Annotated in this window: 17 protein-coding genes; 10 read left to right on the plus strand and 7 right to left on the minus strand. The window is 74.8% G+C overall.

Going from position 1 to position 22,743, the window contains the following annotated elements:
* Positions 1–68 precede the first annotated feature (68 nt).
* From BMW27_RS22205 to mfd, 5 genes are all read right to left on the minus strand, one after another.
* Positions 69–650 carry a septum formation initiator family protein gene (locus BMW27_RS22205; RefSeq protein ID WP_091448585.1) on the minus strand — a complete coding sequence of 194 codons (582 nt, stop codon included), beginning with the start codon at positions 648–650 and terminating at the stop codon, positions 69–71.
* Positions 651–666: 16 nt separating this feature from the next.
* Positions 667–1,956: a phosphopyruvate hydratase gene (gene eno / locus BMW27_RS22210; RefSeq protein WP_091448544.1), complete on the minus strand. Its 1,290-nt coding sequence runs from the start codon at positions 1,954–1,956 to the stop codon at positions 667–669.
* Positions 1,957–2,150: 194 nt separating this feature from the next.
* Positions 2,151–3,065 carry a nucleoside triphosphate pyrophosphohydrolase gene (locus BMW27_RS22215; protein ID WP_091448546.1) on the minus strand — a complete coding sequence of 305 codons (915 nt, stop codon included), beginning with the start codon at positions 3,063–3,065 and terminating at the stop codon, positions 2,151–2,153.
* 4 nt (positions 3,066–3,069) lie between these two features.
* Positions 3,070–4,062, minus strand: a complete 993-nt coding sequence (locus BMW27_RS22220) for a SurA N-terminal domain-containing protein (RefSeq protein WP_091448548.1) — start codon at positions 4,060–4,062, stop codon at positions 3,070–3,072.
* A gap of 132 nt (positions 4,063–4,194) precedes the next feature.
* Positions 4,195–7,740, minus strand: coding sequence for a transcription-repair coupling factor (mfd, locus tag BMW27_RS22225; protein ID WP_091448550.1), 3,546 nt, complete (start codon positions 7,738–7,740; stop codon positions 4,195–4,197).
* Between the two features lie 254 nt (positions 7,741–7,994).
* Between mfd and BMW27_RS22230 the strand changes: the two genes are divergently transcribed.
* The 9 genes from BMW27_RS22230 (at position 7,995) to BMW27_RS22270 (ending at position 18,953) form a co-directional block, all read left to right on the plus strand.
* Positions 7,995–9,014, plus strand: coding sequence for a glycosyltransferase family 4 protein (locus BMW27_RS22230; RefSeq protein ID WP_091448552.1), 1,020 nt, complete (start codon positions 7,995–7,997; stop codon positions 9,012–9,014).
* 3 nt (positions 9,015–9,017) lie between these two features.
* Positions 9,018–9,542, plus strand: a complete 525-nt coding sequence (locus tag BMW27_RS22235; RefSeq protein ID WP_091448554.1) for a serine O-acetyltransferase — start codon at positions 9,018–9,020, stop codon at positions 9,540–9,542.
* Positions 9,536–10,285 carry a WecB/TagA/CpsF family glycosyltransferase gene (locus BMW27_RS22240; RefSeq protein ID WP_175486625.1) on the plus strand — a complete coding sequence of 250 codons (750 nt, stop codon included), beginning with the start codon at positions 9,536–9,538 and terminating at the stop codon, positions 10,283–10,285. Before BMW27_RS22235 ends, BMW27_RS22240 begins: the two co-directional genes overlap by 7 nt.
* Complete coding sequence (locus BMW27_RS22245; protein WP_091448557.1) at positions 10,282–11,604, plus strand: O-antigen ligase family protein; 1,323 nt, start codon at positions 10,282–10,284, stop codon at positions 11,602–11,604. Before BMW27_RS22240 ends, BMW27_RS22245 begins: the two co-directional genes overlap by 4 nt.
* On the plus strand, positions 11,601–12,584 hold the full coding sequence (locus BMW27_RS22250) for a glycosyltransferase family 2 protein (RefSeq protein WP_091448558.1): 984 nt from the start codon (positions 11,601–11,603) through the stop codon (positions 12,582–12,584). Before BMW27_RS22245 ends, BMW27_RS22250 begins: the two co-directional genes overlap by 4 nt.
* A gap of 135 nt (positions 12,585–12,719) precedes the next feature.
* On the plus strand, positions 12,720–14,624 hold the full coding sequence (locus BMW27_RS22255) for a hypothetical protein (RefSeq protein ID WP_091448560.1): 1,905 nt from the start codon (positions 12,720–12,722) through the stop codon (positions 14,622–14,624).
* Positions 14,621–16,147: a lipopolysaccharide biosynthesis protein gene (locus BMW27_RS22260; protein ID WP_091448562.1), complete on the plus strand. Its 1,527-nt coding sequence runs from the start codon at positions 14,621–14,623 to the stop codon at positions 16,145–16,147. Before BMW27_RS22255 ends, BMW27_RS22260 begins: the two co-directional genes overlap by 4 nt.
* Before the next feature lie 258 nt (positions 16,148–16,405).
* Entirely contained in the window at positions 16,406–18,277 is a 1,872-nt protein-coding gene (locus tag BMW27_RS22265; RefSeq protein ID WP_175486626.1) for an eCIS core domain-containing protein, read from the plus strand.
* Positions 18,278–18,281: 4 nt separating this feature from the next.
* Complete coding sequence (locus BMW27_RS22270; protein ID WP_091448566.1) at positions 18,282–18,953, plus strand: hypothetical protein; 672 nt, start codon at positions 18,282–18,284, stop codon at positions 18,951–18,953.
* Between the two features lie 200 nt (positions 18,954–19,153).
* On the opposite strand, the gene BMW27_RS23775 is transcribed toward BMW27_RS22270, so the two are convergent.
* Entirely contained in the window at positions 19,154–19,777 is a 624-nt protein-coding gene (locus tag BMW27_RS23775; protein WP_091448568.1) for an arsenate reductase/protein-tyrosine-phosphatase family protein, read from the minus strand.
* Positions 19,774–21,150 carry a tyrosine-protein kinase domain-containing protein gene (locus tag BMW27_RS22280; RefSeq protein ID WP_091448570.1) on the minus strand — a complete coding sequence of 459 codons (1,377 nt, stop codon included), beginning with the start codon at positions 21,148–21,150 and terminating at the stop codon, positions 19,774–19,776. The genes BMW27_RS23775 and BMW27_RS22280 overlap by 4 nt, the downstream gene beginning before the upstream one ends.
* Before the next feature lie 283 nt (positions 21,151–21,433).
* On the opposite strand from BMW27_RS22280, the gene BMW27_RS22285 reads away from it, so the two are divergent.
* On the plus strand, positions 21,434–22,743 hold a 1,310-nt coding region (locus BMW27_RS22285; RefSeq protein WP_091448589.1), incomplete at its 3' end, for a UDP-glucose dehydrogenase family protein.

Raw genomic sequence — 22,743 nt, forward strand, 5'->3', positions numbered from 1 at the left:
CTCCTCGCCGGCGCTCGTCGGCCACGTCCCGGTCCGTGCTGCGCCCATCGGTGAGCTCGCGAGCTCGCTCACCCGTGGGGCTCCTCGTCGCCGTCGGCCACCGCGACCGACTGCAGCAGCGCCTCGTACCAGGGCAGTTCGCCGTCCTCGGGCTCCGGCACGGTGCCGGCGTCCCCCTCGACGGCCTCGCCGTCGACCACGACCACCAGCCGGTCACCGGGCAGCACGTAGGCCAGCCGTTCGCGGGCCTGGCGCACGGTGTAGGCCGGGTCGGCCTGCCGCTCCAGCTCCTCCTCGAGCTGCTCGGCCCGCTGGTCCAGGGCGGCGCCCTCCGCCGCCAGCCGGGTCAGCTCGGCGCGGCCGGCCAGGAACTGGCGCACCGGGCCGGCCAGGGTCAGCAGCAGCACCAGGACCAGGCCGGCCAGCAGCACGGCGCGGCCGGTGACCAGGGGCCGGCGGGGCGTGCCCGAGGCCGCCGTCCGCGTGGTGCGGCGGACGGCGCGGCGCGGCTCCGGCCGGATGCCCGCACCCGAGCGGGAGCCGGCCGGGACCGGGCGGGACGCCGCACCCGAGAGGGGCCGCCCCGTGGAGCGCCGTCGGCCCGACGGCGCCGCGCCCGAGCCGCCGCGGCGGCCGCGCGCCGCGCTCACCGGCGGGCGCGGCCGGTCACTCGCCGGCCGCCGCGCCCAGCCGGGGGAAGGCGGCCGCACCGGCGTACCGGGCGGCGTCGTCCAGCTCCTCCTCGATCCGCAGCAGCTGGTTGTACTTGGCGACGCGCTCGCTCCGCGCCGGCGCACCGGTCTTGATCTGCCCGCAGTCGGTGGCGACGGCGAGGTCGGCGATCGTGGTGTCCTCGGTCTCGCCGGAGCGGTGGCTCATCATGCAGCGGTAGCCGCTGCGGTGGGCCAGGTTGACCGCGTCGAGGGTCTCGGTGAGCGTGCCGATCTGGTTGACCTTCACCAGCAGCGCGTTGGCGGCGTTGCGGGCGATGCCGTCGGCCAGCCGGGACGGGTTGGTCACGAACAGGTCGTCGCCCACGATCTGCACCCGGTGCCCGAGGGCGGCGGTCAGCGCGACCCAGCCGTCCCAGTCCTCCTCGGACAGCGGGTCCTCGATCGAGACGATCGGGTAGGCGTCGACCAGCTCGGTGTAGTACGCGGTCATCTCCTCCGCCGACAGCTTCCTGCCCTCGAAGGCGTACGCACCGTCCGCGTGGAACTCGGTGGCCGCGACGTCGAGGGCGAAGGCGATGTCGGTGCCCACGGAGTAGCCGGCCGACTCGACGGCCCGGACGATCAGGTCGAGCGCCGCCCGGTTGCTGGAGAGGTTCGGCGCGAAGCCGCCCTCGTCGCCCAGCCCGGTGGACAGGCCGTCCTTCTTCAGGACCGACTTGAGCGCGTGGTAGGTCTCGGTGCCCATGGCCAGCGCCTCGGCGAAGGTCGGCGCGCCGATCGGGGCGATCATGAACTCCTGCACGTCGACGTTGCTGTCGGCGTGGGCACCACCGTTGAGGATGTTCATCATCGGCACAGGCAGCAGGTGCGACGAGGGCCCGCCGACGTAGCGGAACAGCGGCAGGCCGGCGGACTCGGCCGCGGCCTTGGCCACCGCGAGGCTGACGCCGAGGACCGCGTTGGCGCCCAGCCGGGACTTGTCCGGTGTCCCGTCGAGGTCCAGCAGCCGCTGGTCGACCAGCCGCTGCTCGCTGGCGTCGTAGCCGACCAGCTCGGGGCCGATGACGTCGAGGACGCCGTCGACGGCCTTGGTCACGCCCTTGCCGCCGTAGCGCTCACCGCCGTCCCGGAGCTCCACCGCCTCGAAGGCGCCGGTGGAGGCGCCGCTGGGCACGGCGGCCCGCGTGATCGTCCCGTCGTCGAGGGCGACCTCGACCTCCACGGTGGGGTTTCCGCGCGAGTCGAGGATCTCCCGCGCGCCTACGGCGTCGATGCTGGGCACGGGGTCAGCCTAGCGACGCCCGGGCGAGCGGCTCACCTGCCGCGCGCGGCCGTCCGCGGCCGCACCGGCGTGGCCGCTCCGGTGCCCGCCTCGGCAGGGCGGGAGGTCGAGGTCGGCGCCGGAGCGGGGTGGAGGGCCGACCCGGACCTCGCTGCCGGGCAGGGTGACGGCCGGTCCGGTCGGCCGGGTCCGGGTCAGTCGGCCGCGCGCGCCTCCGCCTCGGCGTCCAGCTCGCCGGCGTAGCGGCGGACCGCCTCGCGCAGCGCGTCCTCGACGTCCCACCCGCGCTGCTCCGCGGCGGTGACGACGGCCAGCAGCCGCTCCCCGAGCTCCTCGGGGCTGGCCGAGCCGAGCTCCGCGGACTCGGGCGTGGACAGGCCGGCGCGGGTCGCGCGGCGCACCAGCGCCGCAGCCCACGAGGCCGCGGGCTGCGACCGGGAGACGCCCTCGGTCGGCGAGCGGCGCTGCTTCTCGGCCTTCTTGATCTCCTCCCAGCCGGCCTCGACCTGCGCCACGTCGCGCGGGCCGGCCTCGCCGAACACGTGCGGGTGTCGCCGGACCAGCTTGTCGACCAGGTCGCCGGCGACGTCGTCCACCGTGAACCGGCGGGACGGGTCGGCCTCCGCGGCGACCCGCGCGTGGAAGACCACCTGCAGCAGCACGTCGCCGAGCTCCTCGCGCATCGCGGCGGGGTCGTCGTCGACGATCGCGTCGTAGGCCTCGTGCGCCTCCTCGAGCAGGTAGCCGCGCAGCGACGCGTGCGTCTGCTCGGCGTCCCATGGGCAGCCGCCGGGCGAGCGCAGCACGTCCATCACCCGGACGACGTCGAGCAGCCGGCTCCCTGGCAGCGGCGCGGCGTCGACCACCTCCCCGGCGTCCACCTCGACCCCGGCCGGGACGAGGGCGACCACGCTGTCGGGACGGGCGGCGGCGGCCGCGGCGTCCGGGACGTCGTCCACCGGCCGGCCCCCGGCGCGCAGCGCGTCGGCGGTCGCGGCGGCGCCGGGCAGCGCGACGACCGGGCGCCCGCTCGCCACCGCCCGCCAGGCGGCGGGCCCGAGCAGGCCGGGGAGGGCGGGGTGGACGACGACGGCGAGCGCGACGGGCACCCGGTCAGTCTCCGGCAGCCGCCGGCGCGGTGCCGCCCGCCTCCTCGAGGATGTCGACGACGCCGCCGTCGGCCGGGACGATCGAGCCGTCCTCGATGACGCCGAAGCGCGGGTTCACCGTGACGTCGATGTCGGCGGTGACGTCCGCGACCAGCTGCTGGGCGGCGGCGTCGGCGCCGGCCCGGGCGCTCTCCTCCAGCTCGGGGCGGACCTCCTCGAAGCCGGGCACGGCCGGCTCCCCGACGAAGACGACCAGGACGCCGGGCAGGTCGGGGACGGTCAGCGAGGTGGCCGAGTTCGGCGCGGCGGAGGCGACGACGTCGGCCAGCGGCGCCGGCACCTGGTCCGGCGCCCGCGTCGTCACCTCGGGCAGCGTGGTGTCGCCGGGGAACTGCGCGGCGATCGCGGGATAGGCCCCCGGGTCGGCCTGCAGCGCGGCGACCGCGGCGTCGGCGGCGGCCTGGTCGGGGACGTTGACGTAGCCCAACCGGACCTGCGCGAGCGACGGCGCCTGTTCCTCGTAGGCGGCGCGCAGCTCCTGCTCGCTCAACCCGGGGGCCAGCCCCTGGGACTCCGCGACCCGCTGGCGCAGCAGCTGCTGGCGGACGGTCTCGACGACGTCGGCCCGTGCGACACCCTGGGCGGCGGCCTGCGCGTAGACCGCCTCCGGGTCCTCGCCGGCGAGCAGCTCGTCGATGCGCGCCCGCACGTCGCCGTCGTCCACCGTGACGCCGTAGCGCTGGGCGAACCGGTCGTAGAGCTCGGCCTGCACCAACCGGTTGAGGACCAGCCGGGTGAACTCCTCCTCCCGCCCGGTGGCGGCCTCGGCCAGCGCCGGGTCCTCGAGGCGGGTGTCGACCGCGGTCTGCAGCTCGCCGACGGTCAGCTCCTCGTCGCCGACGTAGGCGGCCACGCCCGGGTCGGTGCGGCAGCCGGCCACCCCGGCCAGCGCGACCAGGCCCACGGCCAGCGATGCGGTCAGGCGACGCGTCTGCACGGTTCGGAGGGTGCCACAGAAGGGACCCGGCCCCACTCACCACTCGCGAGCTCGCGGCGAGCCTCCGGGCGGGGCCACGCCGCGAGCCTGCGGGTGGCGGGGAGGACGGGGTCCTCCCGGGGGCCACGGCCTTCAGGACGCGCGGGCGGCCGGCTGCTCGAGGAGGGCGGCCAGCAGCGACCGCAGGTGGTCCAGCAGCGCCACGTCCCGCAGCGGCGTCCGCCGGTCCGGGCCGACCGGCACCTTGAGCGAGATGGTGTCGACGGCGGCCTTGTAGGTGGCGCCGTCGGCCAGCCGGGCCAGCCGCATCTGCTTGGACTCCGCCAGCGGGACGGGGGAGATCCGGATCGCCCGGCCCTGCATCGACACCTCGGTGATCCCCCACTGCCGCACGGCGGCCCGGAACCGGGCCACGGCCAGCAGGTTGAGCACCGGGGCCGGCGGGGTGCCGTACCGGTCGGTGAGCTCGTCGAGCACCGCCTGCGCCTGCTCGTCGGACTGCACCGAGGCCACCTTGCGGTAGGCCTCCATCCGCAGCCGCTCCCCGGGCACGTAGTCGTGCGGCAGGTGGGCGTCGACCGGCAGGTCCACCCGGACGTCGGCGGGCTCGGCCGGCGGCTCCTCGCCGTTGAGCTGCGCCCGGTAGTCGGTGACCGCCTCGCCGACCAGCCGCACGTACAGGTCGAACCCGACGCCGGCGATGTGCCCGGACTGCTCGCCGCCGAGCAGGTTGCCCGAGCCGCGGATCTCCAGGTCCTTCATCGCCACGGCCATGCCGGCGCCGAGGTCGGTGTTGTGCGCGATGGTGGTCAGCCGGTCGACCGAGGTCTCGGTCAGCGGCCGGCTGGGGTCGTAGGTGAAGTACGCGTACGCCCGCTCCCGGCCACGGCCGACCCGCCCCCGGATCTGGTGCAGCTGCGAGAGTCCGAAGGTGTCGGCCCGGTCGACGATCAGGGTGTTGGCGTTGGGGATGTCCAGGCCCGACTCGACGATCGTCGTCGCGACCAGGACGTCGTACTCCTTCTCCCAGAAGCCGACCATGATCCGCTCGAGCTCGTGCTCCTTCATCTGCCCGTGGCCGACCGCCACCCGGGCCTCGGGCACCAGGTTGCGGATCTTGGCCGCGGCCTTGTCGATCGACTGCACCCGGTTGTGGATGACGAAGACCTGCCCGTCGCGGAGCAGTTCCCGGCGGATCGCCGCGGCCATCTGCTTGTCGTCCCAGGCGCCGACGTAGGTCAGCACCGGGTGCCGCTCCTCCGGCGGGGTGAGGATCGTCGACATCTCGCGGATGCCGGTCAGCGACATCTCCAGGGTGCGCGGGATCGGGGTGGCCGACATCGACAGGACGTCGACCGCCGTCCGCATGGTCTTCAGGTACTCCTTGTGCTCGACGCCGAAGCGCTGCTCCTCGTCGACGACGACCAGGCCCAGGTCCTTGAACCGGGTGGTCGGCTGCAGCAGCCGGTGGGTCCCGACCAGGATGTCGATCTCGCCGTCGGCGAGCCGGCGCAGGATCTCCCGCGACTCGGCCTCGGACTGGAACCGGGACAGCACCTGCACGGTGACCGGGAACTGGGCCATCCGCTCGGAGAAGGTCTTGTAGTGCTGGTTGGCCAGCAGCGTCGTCGGCACCAGGACGGCGACCTGCTTGCCGTCCTGCACCGCCTTGAAGGCCGCCCGCACGGCGATCTCGGTCTTCCCGTAGCCGACGTCGCCGCAGATGATCCGGTCCATCGGGACCGGGTGCTGCATGTCGGTCTTGACCTCGTCGATCGCGGCCAGCTGGTCGGGCGTCTCCTGGAACGGGAAGGCGTCCTCGAGCTCGCGCTGCCAGACGGTGTCCGGGCCGTAGGCGTGTCCCCTGGTCGCCATCCGCGCCGAGTACAGCCGGATGAGCTCCGCGGCGATCTGCTTGACCGCCCGGCGCGCCTGGCCCTTGGTCTTCTGCCAGTCCGCACCGCCCAGCTTGGACAGCGCCGGGGCCTCGCCGCCGACGTAGCGGGTCAGCTGGTCGAGGGCGTCGGTCGGCACGAAGAGCCGGTCCGGCGGCTGGTTCCGCTTCGACGGCGCGTACTCGACGATCAGGTAGTCGCGCTGGCCGCCGTTGACGGTGCGGCTGACCATCTCGATGTAGCGGCCGATGCCGTGGTGCTCGTGGACGACGAGGTCGCCGGGCTGCAGCTGCACCAGGTCGACGGCGTTGCGCCGGCGGGCGGGCATCTTCACCGCGTCGCGCATCGAGGTGCCGCGCTGCCCGGTGAGGTCGTGCTCGGTGAGCAGCGCCAGGCCCACGCCCGGGAGGGCGAAGCCGGTCTCCAGGCTGCCCTGGGTGACGTGGGTCAGCCGCGGGTCCGGCGCGCCGGCGATGTCGGGCACCAGCCGGGTGCCGAGGTCGGCCTCGGTGAACTGGTCGGCGGCGCGCTGGGCGGGGCCGGGACCGGCGAAGGTCACCACGACCCGCCAGCCCTGCCGGTGCCAGGTGCGCATCCGGTCGATCGCCTGGGCCTGGTCGCCGTGGAACCGCTCGACGGTCGTGGCGTCGAGGGTGACGTGGGTGTCGTCCTCCTCGGCCGCCAGCGTGAAGGCGCCCGTCGTCCACCACGGCAGGCCGCGGCCGCGGGCGGCGGCCTCGATCTCGGCCAGGGCGCGGAAGGAGGACGCACCGAGGTCGATCGGCGCCTCCCCGGCCTCGGCGGCGGTCGCCCAGGAGGCGGCGAGGAACTCCTCGGCCGTGCGCACCAGGTCCGCAGCCCGGCTGCGCACCCGCTCGGGGTCGCAGACCAGCACGTGCGTGCCCGGCGGCACCAGGTCGGTGAGCAGCTGCATGTGCGCGTCCCCGATGAGCGCCGGGGTCAGCGACTCCATGCCCTCGACGGCGATCCCCTCGGCGAGCTTGCCGAGGATCTCCAGCAGGCCGGGGTGCTCGGCGGCCAGTGCCGCCGCCCGCTCGCGGACCTGGTCGGTGAGCAGCAGCTCGCGGCACGGCGGCGCCCACAGCCGCTCCGGGCGCTCGTCGAGCGAGCGCTGGTCGGCGGCGGAGAAGTAGCGCAGCTCGTCGACCTCGTCGCCCCAGAACTCGACCCGGACCGGGTGCGGCTCGGTGGGCGGGAAGACGTCGAGCAGGCCGCCGCGGACGGCGAACTCGCCGCGCTTCTCCACCAGCTCCACGCGGGTGTAGGCGGCGTCGGTCAGTGCGCGGGCGACGTCGTCGAGCTCGGCGGTGTCCCCCGGCCTCAGTTCCACCGGCACCAGGTCGCCCAGGCCGGGGGCCAGCGGCTGCAGCACGCTGCGCACCGGCGCGACCAGGACGTCGATCGTGCCGTTGGCGCCGGGGTGGGTCAGGTCGCGGAGCACCGCCAGCCGCCGGCCGACGGTGTCCGCGCGCGGGGAGAGCCGCTCGTGCGGCAGCGTCTCCCAGGCCGGGAAGACCTCGGTGCGCCGGTCGGGCAGGAAGCAGCGCAGCTGGTCGGCGACCGCGTCGGCGTCCCGCTCCCCCGCCGTCACGACGAGGACGGGCACGCCGGCACCGCCCCGCGGCGTGGCGAGGGCCGCGGCGACCAGCGGCTGCACGGACGGCGGCGCGGTGACCGCCAGCTCCGCGTTCCCCGCGGCGGCCACGACGCGGGCCACCCCGGGGTCGGTGAGGACGACGTCGAGCACGCCGCGGAGGGTCACGAAGAGGTCTCCTGAGGTCGGGTGGCCGCGCTCGGCGCGCCGGGTGCGCGGGGGGCCGGACCTCCAGGTTAGTCCCGGTCGGGGGCTCCTGCTCCGGGCCGGCGAGGGGGCCGTCGGGACGGCGTCCGGCCGCGGTCTCGCCACTTCGGGTCGACGTCCCCCCGGGCTCTCACTCCATCGGGTCACCGCGCGGTGACATCCCGGTGATCAGCTACCTACCTTCGCCCGGCAGTGTTCGACGACGGGGGAAGTGTGTGAGCGACGAGCTGGACATCCTGCACGTGGGGCCCGACGTGCGGACCACGGGCGGCATGGCGACGGTCATCACCCTGCTCTCGCGCTCGCCCGCCCCGGGCCTCCGGGTCACGGCCGCCGCGACGTGGGCGCCGTCGGCTCGCGACCGCGGTCTCGCCGCCACGCTGGGCCTGCTCACCGGGCTCGTCCGTCGCCGCGGCAGGCGCCCCGACTGGGTGCACGCCCACCTCAGCGAGGGCGGCTCCTTCCTGCGCGAGGGTGCGGTGCTCCTCGTGGCGCGGGCCCTGGGGATCAGGACGGCGGCCACCTTGCACGGCGCGCGTTTCCTGGACTTCTCCGAGCGGCACCCGCGCCTGGTGCGGCGGGTCCTCGGCGCCTGCCGGGTCGTGTTCCCGCTCGGTCCCCACGCCGGGGCGCGGGTCGCCGCGCTGTGCCCGGGCACCCCGGTGCGGCCGGTGCTCAACCCGGTCGACCTGGACGAGCTGCACGCCGCGCCGGCCCCGTCGCACACCGCCGACGTCGTCTTCGGGGGCGAGGTGGGGCGCCGCAAGGGCGTCGACCGGCTCGTCGCCGCCTGGCCGGGGGTCCGCCGGCGCCATCCGCAGGCGACCTGCGTGCTGTGCGGTCCCCTGGGGGACCTCCCCGTGACGGACCTGCCCGAGGGGATGCGCTACGTCGGCTCGCTGGAGCGGGCCGACCTGCTCGGCGTCCTGCGCTCCGCACGCGTGGCCTGCCTGCCCTCGCGGGACGAGGCGCTGCCCATGTTCGTCCTCGAGAGCCTCGCCCTGGGGGTCCCGGTCGTCACCACAGCCGTCGGGGAGATCGGCCAGCTCGGCGAGGAGCAGGGCGTCTCCCTCGTCGACGGCGACCCGGCCGGGCTGGCCGCCCGGCTGGGCGACCTCCTCGCCGACCCGGCGCAGCGCGCCGACTGGGGCCGGCGGGGCCTGACCTGGGCCGAGGAGCACTGCAGCGTCGAGGCGGTCGGCCGGGCGCTGGCCACCTCGTACCGGGCGGCCTGAGCCATGGGGACGACTCCCGGGGGCCGTTCCGGCCCCCTCCAGGACTGGTCGGCCAACCGTGGCCGGCCGGGCATCCAGGTGGTGCTGGTGCTGTTCCGCCTCGCCCAGGCAGCCCGGGGCGGCGGAGGCCGGCTCCGCCGCCTGCCGGCCGCGCCGCTCATGCTGTTCTACCGCCTGGTCGCGCTCCGGCTGTTCAGCATCGACCTGCCCGTCTCCACGTCCGTGGGCCGCGGTCTGGCGATCCACCACGGCATGGGTCTGGTGGTCAACCGGGCCACCAGGATCGGCGACTCCGTCACCCTCCGGCACAGCACGACGCTGGGCGCCCGTCGCACCGACGAGGACTGCCCCGTGCTCGCCTCCCACGTCGACGTCGGTCCCAACAGCGTCCTGCTGGGGGCCATCTCCGTCGGCCGGGGCGCCCTCATCGGGGCCGGGAGCGTCGTGCTGCACGACGTCCCGCCCGCCGCCTCCGTGGCCGGCAACCCGGCCCGCGTCCTGCCCTCCAGAGGAGAGAACCCGTGCTGACGTCGACCCCCTCCACCCGCGTGGCCGGCTTCTGGCGCTCCTGCGCCCAGGACGGCCGCCTCGTCACATCCCTGGCCGACGTCTTCGCCGCGCCCTGGCAGACGCAGCCGGTCCGCGTGCAGACGGTCAACCTCCAGCACGTGCACCTCATCGCGACCTCCCAGCGGGCCGCGGAGGCCGCGACGGCGGCCGACCTCGTCTCCGCGGACGGGTGGCCCCTGGCGTACCTGGCCCGGCGCGCCGGGCGGAACTGCGCCCGGGTGACCGGCCGCGAGATCGTCGACGCGCTGCTCCGGGACGGTGCGCTCGCCGGGCGGCGGGTCGCCCTGCTCGGGACGCGGGCCGACGTCGCCGCCGCGTTCGCCGATCGGCTGGCGGGCAACGACGTGACCCTGGCCTGGAGCCAGCACGGGGACGCACGCACGTGGGACGTGGCGGCCGTCGCGCGGGAGGTCGCCGCCGCCGACTGCGACGTCGTCCTCATTGCCCTCGGTGCGCCGCTGGGTGAGCCGCTGGGCCAGGCGCTCGCCGCGCTCCTCCCCCGGGGCCTGGTCGTCGGCGTGGGGGGCGCCGTGGAGATGGTCACCGGCGACATGCCCGCGGCTCCCGGCTGGATCGGCCGGGTCGGTCTCGAGTGGGCCTACCGGCTCGCCTGCCAGCCACGCAGGCTCGGCCGGCGCTACCTGGTCGAGAGCCCGCGCGCGCTGCTCCTCCTGGCCCTGGCCGCGCGCGCGGGCGCATGAGCCCCACCCGCCTGCACGCGCGGCTCTGGCCCCTGGCCCCGGGGGTCGCCATCGTGGCCACCGTGGCCGGCGCCGTCCTGGCGCCCCTGGCGACCGGTGCGGCGGTCCTCGGCCTCGCCGTCCTGTGCGCGACGGTCCGCCGGCCCCGGGCGACGGCCGTGGCGGCCATGGTCGGCGGCCCGCTGTTCCTCTCGGGGTACGCGGCCGGCCCGGTGACCCTCGACAACGTCACGGTCCTGTACGGCGCTGCCGTGGGCACCGGCTGGCTGCTGGCGCGTCGCCGGGTCGGGACGCCGCTGGCCGCGTGGCCTGCCGCTCTCGCGCTGGCCGTGACCCTCGCGGCTGCGGCCAACGGTGGGGCCGGCCTGCCCGGCACCGCACGCTTCCTGTCGCTGGTCGTCCTGGTGCTGCTGGTCGCCAACTCCGCGCCGGAGACGCGCCGTCGCACCACGACGTGGGTCGAGATCGGGGTGACCGTGGGCGCCCTCGTCCTCATCGCCCAGCCCCTGACCGGCTACCCCGAGGCGTTCGGCACCGCGGAAGGGGTGGGTCAGCGCTTCGGCGGCCTGTTCGGGCACCCCAACTTCGCCGCCTACACGATCTGCCTGGTCCTGCTGTACCAGCTGTACGCCACCCGGTTCACCGCGCTGCGGCTCGGCTCGGCGGCCACCCTGCTGCTGGCCCTGCTGCTCACCGGCAGCCGCGCCGCCCTGCTGGTGTTCGTGGTGCTCCTCCTCCCGGCCCTGTGGCTGCGTGCCCGGCGGTTCTTCGGCCTGCTGCTGCCCGCGGTCGCGGCACTGCCCTTCGTCGGGACGACCGTGGTCACCCGGCTGGCGAGCATCGCCGAGACCGGGGGGCTGTCCGGTCGGAACGCCTCGGGGTGGCGGTTCGGGCAGTGGCAGGACGCCCTGGAGGCCACGCGCGGACACGAGCTCCTGGGCATCGGCTGGGGCCAGACCGTCTCGGTCATGGGCGACGAGCTCGGCGCGCACAGCACCTACGTGCAGCTGTGGCTGGAGGTCGGGCGCATCGGCAGTCTCGTGGCCGCGGTCGGGCTCGCCGTCCTGCTGCTGGCCGCGCGGGCCTCGCGAACAGCCCTGGTGCTGGTGGCCTACGCCCTCATCACGAGCATCTCCGACCCGGTGCTGCTCTACCCGGCGTGCCTGACCGTGCTGCTGGTGCTCCTCGCGCACCTGCTGCCCGGGGACGAGGGCGCCTCCCTCGATCCGCAGCCGCCGTCGGCCGCCGCGCCGCGGGCCGGCGAGGCCCGGACCGCGGTGCCCATCGCAACTCGACGACCCCAGGGAGCACCCGCATGACGCTGACCTACGAGGTCCTCGTCCCGGCGTACCAGGCCGAGGACTCCATCGCCGCGGCCGTGGCCTCGGCCCTCGCGCAGCGGCCGGCACCCGAGCGGGTGCTGGTGTACTCCGACGGCAGCACCGACCGGACGGCGGAGCGGGCCCGCGCGGCGGGCGCCGAGGTGATCGACGAGGCCGAGAACCGCGGCGTCGGCCACGCCCGCCAGGTCCTGCTCGGCCGCTCGCGGGCCCCGTGGCTGCTCGTCCTCGACAGCGACGACCGGCTGCTGCCCGGGGCCGGCCGGCTGTTCGCGGAGGCGGTCGATGCGCACCCCGACGCCTGGGTCCTCGGTTTCGGAGCCGTCACCGACACCGCTGCGGCGCCGTCCGGTGCGCCCGCCCTGGGCCCGGCCCGGCCGGTCGACCTGCGCGGCCTGTGGCAGCGCAACCCCTTCATCAGCTCCTCGGCGCTGATCCGCCGTCAGCCCGCGGTCGGCGTCGGCGGGTTCCCCGCGGTCCGGCGGCTGGTCGACTACGCCTTCTGGCTCGTCCTCGCCGGCGACCCCGCCGCCCGCGGCCGGCTGTGGAACCGCACCACGCCGGTGACGGCCCGCGCCGTCCACGGGGGGACGATCACCGGCAACGTCGTCGGCGCGGTGCAGGCCGAGCGGGACCTGCTGGTCGGGCACGCCGACGCCGCGCTGGTGGGGCTGCCGGGTCCGGTCCGGGCCGTGGTGACCCGAGGCCGGCTGGGCGTCCTGTGGTGGCGCGGGTTGTCCCGGCACCTGGACTACGGGCGCCCGGCGTCGTCCTACCTGCCGGCGGGGGACGTCGTCCCCGGCGTCGTCCTCCCCGGCCTGCTGCGGGTCCTGGCCCTGCCCTCGGTGCAGCGGACCGTGCGGGCGGCGGCCCGCGCGGCGCGCGGCGGGGTGCGGCGGCACGCGGGACCCGGTCGGACGCCGGTCGGCCGCACCCCGGTGGTTGCCTCCGAGGGGTGAGGGCGCCCCCGACAGTCCCGGCGGACGGGCGGAGGGGCGAGAGGATCCAGGCCAGACGGACGGCGTGCACGATCGCGCCGTCGATCGGACGGAGCCGGCAGACCGGCGCCGTCAGTCGGACACGGGGGAAGTGGGATGGACGCACGGGTGCTGACCGGTGGAGGGCTGGGCCTGCTGGCCCCTCGCGAGGCGACCCGCCGGCACCTGCGGGCCGGGCTCTCGATCGACTCGTTCTTCGACGAGCTGAACCGCCGGGGGGTGCGGTACGCCGTCCTGCGGTGGTTCGAGGCGCTCCCCGACGTCGACCCCGGTGAGGACGTCGACGTCCTGGTCGCCGACGAGGACCTCCCGCTGCTGCGGACGCTGCTCGGGTCGCACCGGGTGGCACCGGCCCGGCAGGCGTTCGACGTCTACTCGGAGACGGGGCTGCCGGGGTCGGACTTCCGCGGGATCCCCTACCTGTCCCCCGCGCTGGCCGCCCGCGTGCTCGACCGCGCCGTCCTGTGGCGGGGGCGGTACCGGGTGCCCTCCCCGGCCGACCACTTCGACTCCATGGCCTACCACGTCGCCTACCACAAGGGGCTGCGGTCGGGGCTGCCCGCCGAGACCGGGGCTGCCCGCGCGACCGGCGCCCCCGAGCACGACTACGTCTCGATCCTCGGCGACCTCGCCGCGGACGTCGGGCTGTCGATCCGGCTCACCCTCGCCGACCTCGACGCGCACCTGGCGGCGAGCGGGCTGCGCCCGCCGCTGGACACCCTCGAGAAGCTCGCCGAGGCCAACCCCTGGCTCCGCGGCCACCTCGACCGGGAGTTCGGCCCCGCCGACGCGGACCTGCCCGGGCTCGCCGTCTTCGTGGTCCGGGAGCACGCCGCCGACCTGGTCGACCGGGTGCGGGCGGAGCTGCTGCGCGAGGGGTGGGAGCCGCTGGTCACCGTGCCGCTCGACCCGGAGCAGGCGGCGCGGGTCCGCGCGCGGGTGCGCGGGGGGAACTGGGGCGCCGGGCCCTTCGCCGTCGGCGGCGGCGGCCCGGCCGCCTACGTCGTGGCCTTCGACCTCGCCGCCGTCGTCGAGGGGGCGGCCCCCTCCCCCGAGCGCGTGACGGCCAGCAAGCTCGCCGTCCGCCGTCGCCTGCTGTCCGGGCGGCCGTCGGGGGCGAGGTTCAACCCCCTGCACAGCTCGGACAACGCCCGCCAGGCGCTGGACTACCTCGACGCCCTGGACGACCCCGGCGTCCTGGCGGGGATCCGGGAGCGGATCGCCGACCTCCGCGCCGCGACGGCCTTCCCGTACCCGGTCGTGGAGCTGCTGCCGAGCAGGCGCCGCCGCGCCGTGACCGCGGTCGTCGAGCACCCCGAGTTCGGCGAGTGCGTCTGCAAGGTCTTCCACCCGAGCGCCCACCGCTTCCTCGAGCGGGAGCTGCGGGCCCGGACCGAGTTCGCCGACCTGCCCGAGGTGCCCACCCTGCTGGAAGCCGGCAGCAACTGGCTGCTGTCGCCCCGCTACACCGACACCCGGGCGCACGTGCGGCGCGCCCTCCCCGACGGCCCGCAGGAGCAGCTGACGCCGGCAACGAGCCGTGCGCTGGCCCGGCTCGCGCGGACCGTGCACGAGCGCGGCAGCTACCTGCTCGACCTCACGCCGCTGAACCTGGTGAGCGACGCGGTCGAGGGGCTGAAGGTCATCGACTGGGAGTTCCTGCAGGAGTTCCGGGGCGAGCGGCCGGCGCTGGCGGGCTCCCCCACCGTCCTCGGCCGGCACGACCGCTCCCCGGACGTCGACACGCCGCTGGGGGTCAGCTCCTACGGCGGCGCCGTCCTCACCGTGTTCTCCCCGCGGGTCACCGGCGTCCCGAGCCGTCTGCTGCTGGCCCGGCCGGCCGCGTGGCCGGTCGCGCTGCTCGCCGAGCCCGGGATGGTCCTGGCGTGGCTGCTGCTCACGGTGCGGACGGCGGTCAAGCGGAGCCGCCCCCGGGTGCTGCGCGCGGCCCGGCGCACGGCCCGGGGCGTCCTCGTCGGCGTGGTGCGGCTCGGCAGGTGAGCTCCTCGGACACCGTCGGGGCGGCTGCTCCCGCCGCGGGGCCCGACCGGTCGATGACCCGCTCGGCCGTCCGCGGGCTGTCCTGGTCGATGGTCGGCGCGCTCGGGCAGGCGCTGCTGCAACTCGTCTCGATCGTCGTGCTCTCCCGGCTGCTGACGGCCGAGGAGTTCGGCACCGCGGTGGCGGCCACCGTCGTGATGGGCCTGGCCGTGGTGCTCGGGCAGCTCGGCATCGGGCCCGCCCTCGTGCAGTCGCGCAGCCTCAGCCGCGCGGACGTGGCCACCGCCTTCTCCGTGGCCGCGGCGCTCGGCGTGGTCCTGGCCGGGCTGCTGTTCCTGGCCGCGCCGGTGGTCAACCCGCTGGTCGGCCTGCCGGCCGACTCCTGGTTCCTGCGGCTGCTGTCGGTCGTGCTGGTCCTCGGCGGCCTGAGCTCGGTGTCCCTGGGCCTCCTGCAGCGGCACCTGCGCTTCCGCGCGCTCGTGCTCGTCGAGCTCTCGTCCTACGGCGTCGGGTACCTGGGGACGACGGTCGTCCTCGCGTCCGCCGGTGCCGGTGCGGCGGCCCTGGTGTGGGGGCAGGTCGTCCAGGCGCTGATGACGGCCGCCGGGGCCTACGCGCTGGTCCGCCACCCCGTGCGGCCTCGCCCGTGGGCGGTCATGGTGGCGTCGGCGCGGCGGGTCCTGGGCTTCGGGTCGGCGTACTCGTTCTCGCAGCTGGGCAACTGGGTCGGGCTCAACGGGGACAACCTCGTCGTCACCTCGACGCTGGGCCCCGCCGCGCTGGGCGTCTACTCGCGGGCCTACCAGTTGCTCGTCCAGCCCGCGAACCTCATCGGGACCGTCGCGGACAAGGTGCTGTTCCCGTCGCTGTCGCGGATCCAGGACGACTCCGACCGCCTGGCCCGGGCCTACGTCCTGGCCGGGTCGCTCGTCGCCCTGCTCACGCTGCCGAGCAGCGTGCTGCTGTTCGTCCTGACTCCCGAGGTGGTCGCCATCCTGCTGGGGCCCGGTTGGACGGCGGTGGTCCTGCCCCTGCAGGTCTTCGCCGTGGTACTCCTGCCGCGGACCGCCTACAAGATCAGCGGCTCCCTGACGCGCGCCACCGGTGCGGTGCTCGGGGGCGCCTGGCGGCAGTGGCTCTACGCGGCCGAGGTGACGGTGGGCTGCGCGATCGGCAGCCTCTGGGGCATCACCGGCGTCGCCGTCGGGGCGTCCGCGGCGATCGTGGCGCACTTCGTCACGATGCTGGTCTTCTCGGCCCGGATCAGCCGCGGCCTGGTCGGGCGCGTGCTCCGCAGCTACGCCAGGTCGCTGCCACTCGCCGCCGCCACCGCCGCGGTGGCCTGGCCCGTCGCCACGGTGCTGCGCGGAGCCGCGCTCCCCGACCTCGTGGTCGTCCTCGGCACCGCGGGGAGCGGCGTGCTGGCCGCCGTCATCGCGCTGGTCGCGACCCGGCGGCTCTTCCGCGACGAGCTGGCCGTCCTGACGGCGGCCCGGTCCCGCGGGGCACCGCCGGCCGGCTGAGGCCGACGGGACGGGGCAGGGCGGCAGTGTCCCCACCACGTCGTCCGGGCTGGCGAGGCCGCACGAGAACCACGTCGCCGAGCACTCACGTCGGTGTCGGAGCCGGCAGGTGACGAGACGGTGACGAGGACCGGCGATCCTGACATCGTGGCCGGGAGCCGGGAATCACTCCGCCCTGTCGGAGATGTCTCACGCCACGAGGTCCCGCCGCATCCAGCCCTCGGCCACATGGGGCCCTTCGGCGTCCAACACAGGGCCGTGCGGGCCAGTGCCCGTGGCGATTGGGAAGAGCGCGACGCCGATCGCATGGCCACGGAGGCCCTACACCGCGATGCGACGGCCGGTCTTCCACCAGGGTCCGGCGGCGGACACCGCCCCTTCGATGCAGAGACGCGGGCTGCCTTCGAGCGGAGTTTCGGCCACGATTTCAGCGCCGTCCGCGTGCACGCGGACGGCGGGGCTGCCAGGAGCGCCGCTGCCATGGGCGCGAGTGCCTACACCGTCGGGCCGGACATCGTCCTCGGGGCGGCGTACCGGCCCGACCGCCCCGATGGGCAGCGTCTCCTGGCGCACGAGCTGGCACACGTGGTGCAGTGCTCGACGGGTCGAGCGCGGCCCGGTGTGGTTCTCCGCCAGCAATTGCCAGAGGCGGAGAAGCCCGAAGCGAGACCGTTGCCCGAGGCGGACGTCAAGCGGCACGGCATCGTCTACCGGCTCGAGGGAGCGACCCTGCGGGATGCCCCCTCGCCCGGGGGACGCGCACTAGGGCTGCTGCCTTTCAACACGCGGGTGTTCGTGGATTCCGAGCAGCGCGGTTGGTATTTCGTGTCGACCGATGACGGCCGTTGGGGTTACTGCGCCACTTCGCACGTCAAGACCAACCTCCCCGAGCCGGAAGCGAAGATCCACTGGATCGCGCAGGGAGAGACAGCTCTCGACATCTCACGGAGGTATTACGGGGGTGCAGCCGAGTGGGGCAGTGACCACCGGTTCTACGTGAACGGGCTGGTGTACGTCAACGCCGGCGAGGGGCGGCGGGGGATCTACAAGCCCTCGCCCGACGCCGACTGGGAGGACACCAGAACGCGCGCCGGCTACATGATCTGGATACCCGGTCCGGCATTCCTCAAGAGCTTGCGCGGCAAGGTCTCGTCAGGCTCGATCACGCACGAGGCCTGGCAGACGGTAAAGGCCGCGGCCGAGGCCGTGGCCACGTTCACCGCGGGGGCTGCCGCCTTCGTCGCAGGGCTGCTGCATGGCGCGCTGGAGTCGCTGTGGGATGTCCTCGTCGGTCTCAAGGACCTGGCGGTGATGCTGTGGGACATCCTCAAGAGCCTGTTCACAGGCAACCTGCTCTCGGACGCCAAGGAGCTGTGGGAGCAGCTCAAGGACCTCGACTGGGGCACCCTCGTCCGAGGCTGGCTGGACCGCTTCCTGGAGCGCTGGGACGCCCCGGGGCTCCTCGCGCGCTGGCACTTCCGCGGCTGGGTCATCGGCTACGCGATCATGGAGGTGCTGCTGCTGGTCTTCTCCTCGGGCGTCATCGCCGGCATCAAGTGGATCGGCAAGGCCTCCAAGGTGTCGAAGGTCCTCGCCAACCTGCCGAAGGTGCAGAAGTTCGTCGAGGCCGTCAAGGCAAGCAAGGCGGCGGAGCGCGTGACGCGCGCACTGTCCCGAGGTGGGGCGCTCGCCGAGGACGCCGCTGCGGCTGTGCGGTGGATCGAACGGCTCTCGGCGAATCCGAAGATCATCTGGGGACGTAGCCCCGAGGAGATCGCCGACGTCTTCCGGTTGGCCGGGCGGCAGGTCGTCCCGAGGCAGTCGAAAAAGGGGTCGAAACTGGCGCAGATCCTCGAGGTCAAGGGCGATAGGAAGATCATGCAGGTCCAGGTACACCCTGGAGGCGGTCGACACGGAGGCTCCTACTACAAGATCTCCACCTCGGACAAGGGCATCATCAAGGTGGTCGACAAGGCGACCTACGTCGCCATCCCCGGCGAGAAGGCCACCATCGTCTACATGCCCGACCTGGAGGGTTGGCTCGTCCGAGCGGTGGCCGCGAACAGCCTCGCTCAGCAGGCAGGGGGCGAGGTCCCGGTCGGTCCGATGGCGCAGCCGGAGGAAGACTAGAGCGGTGAAGGTGACGGTGTACGGCGTCGCGTCACCGGACGAGGCGCGCCGACTCGAGGCGGCAGGCGCGGACGTCATCGGTGTCTTCCTCGGTGATCGACCCGGCGGAAGGGTCCTCGACGAGGAGACTGCGGTGCGCATCCGCCAAGCCGTGTCGAACGCGGAGATCTGTGTGGAACACCGCTCTAGCACGCCGGACCCCGCCCTCGCCAGCCGCCTGGGGGCTCGGTGGATCCAGGTGCCGTGGAACCAGGATGCGCCGCAGAGCTGGCGCGAGCAGCTCGCCGTCGAAGGCGTGGGATGGGTGCTCGGGCGCGTTCCGGCGGACGAGGACGACGACCCGGAATGGGTCGTCAGCCGGTGGACCGGTTATGACGCCCCAACTCCCGACTGGGTCTACGTCGAGGTGTTCCCGGACTTGACCGACCCATGGCCGACGCTGCAGGACTCGAGCCCGGACGAGGTCGATGCCGCCGACCTGGATCGGATGGCCGCAGAGCGTCCTGTGGTCTTCTCTCTGCCGCTCACCGAGGAGCAGATCCCGCAGGCTCGCGGCCTCTTCCCGCACGCGTACGGCTTCGCACTGACGCTGAGGGGACGCCACGGTGAGGTGCCGGGTGCCACGACGATCGATGTGGAGGAGGCGCTGCATCTCCTGGAGGCGTTGCGGCGCTGACGACGTCGTACAGCTCCACCGCTTCGGCTGAGCGAACCGCACCGCACCAGCTCAGGGACCTCGGAGGGCCGGGCGCCGTGCCGTCGGTGCGGCTTGCCACCGACCACTCGAGCGCCGTGGTGACGGCGCGATACGCGCTGTCGAGACCTGGGCGGCTCCTCTGCCTGCTTGGGTGACTTCGCCAACGAGGACCCCTGCACTCAGCGAGGTACCCGTCCCCTCGGGCTGCGGAGGACGCGGTCGAGCACCGGGTCGAGGCACTCGGCGATGTCCGCGACCGCGCGGGCGTGCGCCTCCGGGGGGCCGGCGATCGGGTCGTCGATGTCGTCCTCCGCGCCGCCGGTCCGCAGCCGTCGGGCCGCGGCCATCCGGCCGACGAGGCTGCGCGGGTCGCCGTCCGGCGCCTGCGAGCCGGCCAGCCGCACCAGGTCGGCCGCCTCGCGGAGGGTGAAGGTCCGGGACAGCGCCCGCGGCTCGAGGGCGAGCACGGCCTGCCGGTGCTCCCGCGTCATCGTCAGCACCAGGTCGGCCTCGGTGATCATCCGCGGGCGCAGCCGGCGTGCCGTGAACCCCTCGACGTCCCCACCCAGCGCGCACACGGCCGCGGCGCTGTCGGGGTGCACCGCGGCACCGACCACCCCTCGCGTCCCCGCGCTGCGCACCTGCACGGCGGAGGCGGCGTCCCCGAGGAGCTCCTCGAGCCGCCGTCGGGCCAGCCGCTCCGCCGCCGCTGACCGGCAGATGTTGCCGGTGCAGACGAACAGCAGGTGGAACGCGGTCGCGGGGGGCGAGTCACCGACCGCCCGTGACCGGGGGTCGGTCAACGCGCCGCGGACGCCGGCCGGGCGGCGTACTCGCTGCTGTAGCCGTACGCCGCGCTGACGTCGTCCCGCGCCGGCACGATGTTCAGGACGGTCCCGACCGTCCGGGCCCCCACGCGGTCCAGCGTCGCGCGCGTCCGCTGCAGCTGCTCCCGGGTCGTGCTGCCGTGGCGCACGGAGAGGAGGACGCCGTCGGCCAGGACCGCCAGGCCGGTCGCGTCGGCGACGGGCAGCAGCGGCGGGGCGTCGAGGATGACGTAGTCGTGGCTGCCCCGCAGGTCCTGCAGGAGCGCGCCCATCGCGCCCGAGGCGAGCAGCTGGGCCGGGTTCGGTGCCGACGGTCCGGCCCCGATGACCACGAGGCCCCCGTCCTCCCCGTAGGGCTGCGCCACCTCCTCGACCCGCACTCGACCGGCCAGGACGTTGGTGAGGCCCACACCGTTGACGAGGCCGAGGTAGCTGGTGACCCGCGGGCGCCGCAGATCGGCCTCGATGAGCGCCACCCGCTGACCGGCGTCAGCCAGGGCGAGCGCCAGGTTGACCGCGACCGTCGTCTTGCCCTCGGACGGCATGGCGCTGGAGACCATGAGCACCCGCGGGGGCGTGTCGACGTCGAGGAACTGCAGGTTGGTCTGCAGGTGCCGGTAGGCCTCGGCCGACCGGCTAGAGCTCTGCAGGTCGACCCGGTGCTGCGCGTGCAGGTCACCGTCCCGGAGGACGACGCCGATGACCGGCGCACCGGCCAGGTCCGCCACCTCCTCCGGGTCCTTGACCGACCGGTCCAGCCGGGCGCGGAGCACCGCCGTGGCGGCGCCCAGGCCCAGGCCGATGACCAGTCCGACCGCGATGTCGAGCACCGGCTGCGGCGCGCTGGGCGAACGCGGCAGGTCCGCGGCACCGAAGACGGTGACCCTGACCGGCGACGTGAGGGAGCCGGCCGGGGTCTCCAGTTCCTCCACGGCGGCGATGAACTCGTCGGCGACGGTCCGGGCGACGCGCTGCGCCTCCGCGGGCGAGGGGTCGGTGACGCTGACGTCGAGGACCACCGTGCCGGAGACCGGAGCCGCGTCGATGCGGGCGGCCAGCTCACCCGGCGTCAGGTCGAGGCCGAGCTCGGCCACGACCCGGGCGGCCAGTTCCTGGCTGGTCAGCAGCTCCGCGTAGGAGGCGATGCGCTTCTCCGCGAACTGGTTGCCCTGGAATGCCTCGGCGGTGGAGGACGAGTCGGTCGTGGACACGAACAGCTGCGTGTGGGACGTGTAGACCGGTGTGGTCGTCAGCGTGACCGCCACGGCGGCGAGGCCTCCGAGGAGGAGCCCCAGCGTCGGCATCCACCAGCCCCACCGCAGCGCTCGGACCATCTCGCCGAAGTTCATCCTGCGTCCTCGTTCCCCCGTGTCGGATCAGGCCGTCCGGCCCCGCGGCCCGAGCCGCGCCCGTCGGACGATAGGTCTCGCCCGGCCGGACGGACGGGTTCCCGGGGAGGCCCTCCCCCCTTGGGGTTGATTCCCGCGGCTGGGGCCCGGCGGACACCTCCCCGCGCCTTCCGGGGACCTCCCGGGGATGTCAGCATCGCCGCTCGTCACCGGGCATCCGCCCGGTGGCGCCCAGCCGGCCGGACGGTCGGTGGGTCGGACGTCGCAGGGGGAGTCGGTGTCGATGAGGGTCTCGGTGGTCGGTTGCGGTTATCTGGGCGCGGTGCACGCCGCCTCGATGGCGGAGCTGGGTCACGAGGTGGTCGGCATCGACGTGGACGGCCCGAAGATCGCGGCGCTCAACGAGGCGCGGGCGCCCTTCTACGAGCCCGGCTTCGAGGAGCTGCTGGCGCGGACGCTGGCCACGGGCCGGCTGAGGTTCAGCTCCGACGTCGCCGACGCGGCCGGGGCGCAGGTGCACTTCGTCTGCGTCGGGACCCCGCAGAAGCGAGGCGAGTACGCCGCCGACCTGCGCCACGTGCAGGAGGCCACGGAGGCGCTGCTGGGCGTCCTGGCCCCCGGTGACCTGGTGGTGGGCAAGTCCACGGTGCCGGTCGGCACCGCGGCGCGGCTGGCCGAGCTGGTCGGCGAGAAGGTGCCGGGCGCGCTGCTGGCCTGGAACCCGGAGTTCCTCCGCGAGGGCTTCGCCGTCCAGGACACCCTCGAGCCCGACCGCCTCGTGTACGGGCTCCCGGCCGGTGCGGACGGCGACGTGGCCCGGGCGCTGCTCGACGAGGTGTACGCGCCGATCGTGGCCCGCGGCACCCCGAAGGTGGTCACCGACCACGCCACCGCGGAGATGGTCAAGACCGCGGCCAACTCCTTCCTGGCCACCAAGATCTCCTTCATCAACGCGATGGCCGAGCTGTGCGAGGCCACCGGCGCCGACGTCAAGCAGCTGGCCGACGCCATCGGCTACGACGACCGGATCGGGCGCAAGTTCCTCAACGCCGGCCTCGGCTTCGGCGGCGGCTGCCTGCCCAAGGACATCCGCGCCTTCATGGCCCGCGCCGGCGAGCTGGGCGCGGACCAGGCGCTGACGTTCCTGCGCGAGGTCGACAACATCAACATGCGCCGCCGCATCCGGATGGTGGAACTGGCCCGCGAGGTCTGCGACGGCTCGCTGCTGGGCAAGCACATCGCCGTGCTCGGCGCGGCGTTCAAGCCCGACTCCGACGACATCCGCGACTCCCCGGCGCTCAACGTCGCCGCCCAGCTGCAACTGCAGGGCGCGGTGGTGTGCGTCACCGATCCGGCCGCGATCGACAACGCCCGCCGGTCCTGGCCGCAGCTGGACTACGCGCCCACCCCCGAGCAGGCCGCGCACCGGGCCGACGCGGTGCTGGTGCTCACCGAGTGGCGGCAGTACCGCGACCTGGACCCGGTCGCCTTCGGGCAGGTCGTGGCCGGCAAGCGGGTCCTCGACGGCCGCAACGCCCTGGACCGGGAGGCCTGGACCGCCGCCGGCTGGACCTACCGCGCCCTCGGCCGACG

Origin of the sequence: Geodermatophilus poikilotrophus (assembly GCF_900111455.1) — a bacterium.
Classification (GTDB): Bacteria; Actinomycetota; Actinomycetes; order Mycobacteriales; family Geodermatophilaceae; genus Geodermatophilus; species Geodermatophilus poikilotrophus.

What these genes read in the sequence shown, in the direction of transcription:
- BMW27_RS22235 (WP_091448554.1), top strand. Translation starts at nt 9,018, where the DNA reads ATGGGGACGACTCCCGGGGGCCGTTCCGGCCCCCTCCAGGACTGGTCG.
- BMW27_RS22245 (WP_091448557.1), top strand. Translation starts at nt 10,282, where the DNA reads ATGAGCCCCACCCGCCTGCACGCGCGGCTCTGGCCCCTGGCCCCGGGG.
- BMW27_RS22250 (WP_091448558.1), top strand. Translation starts at nt 11,601, where the DNA reads ATGACGCTGACCTACGAGGTCCTCGTCCCGGCGTACCAGGCCGAGGAC.
- BMW27_RS22255 (WP_091448560.1), top strand. Translation starts at nt 12,720, where the DNA reads ATGGACGCACGGGTGCTGACCGGTGGAGGGCTGGGCCTGCTGGCCCCT.
- BMW27_RS22280 (WP_091448570.1), bottom strand. Translation starts at nt 21,150, where the DNA reads ATGAACTTCGGCGAGATGGTCCGAGCGCTGCGGTGGGGCTGGTGGATG.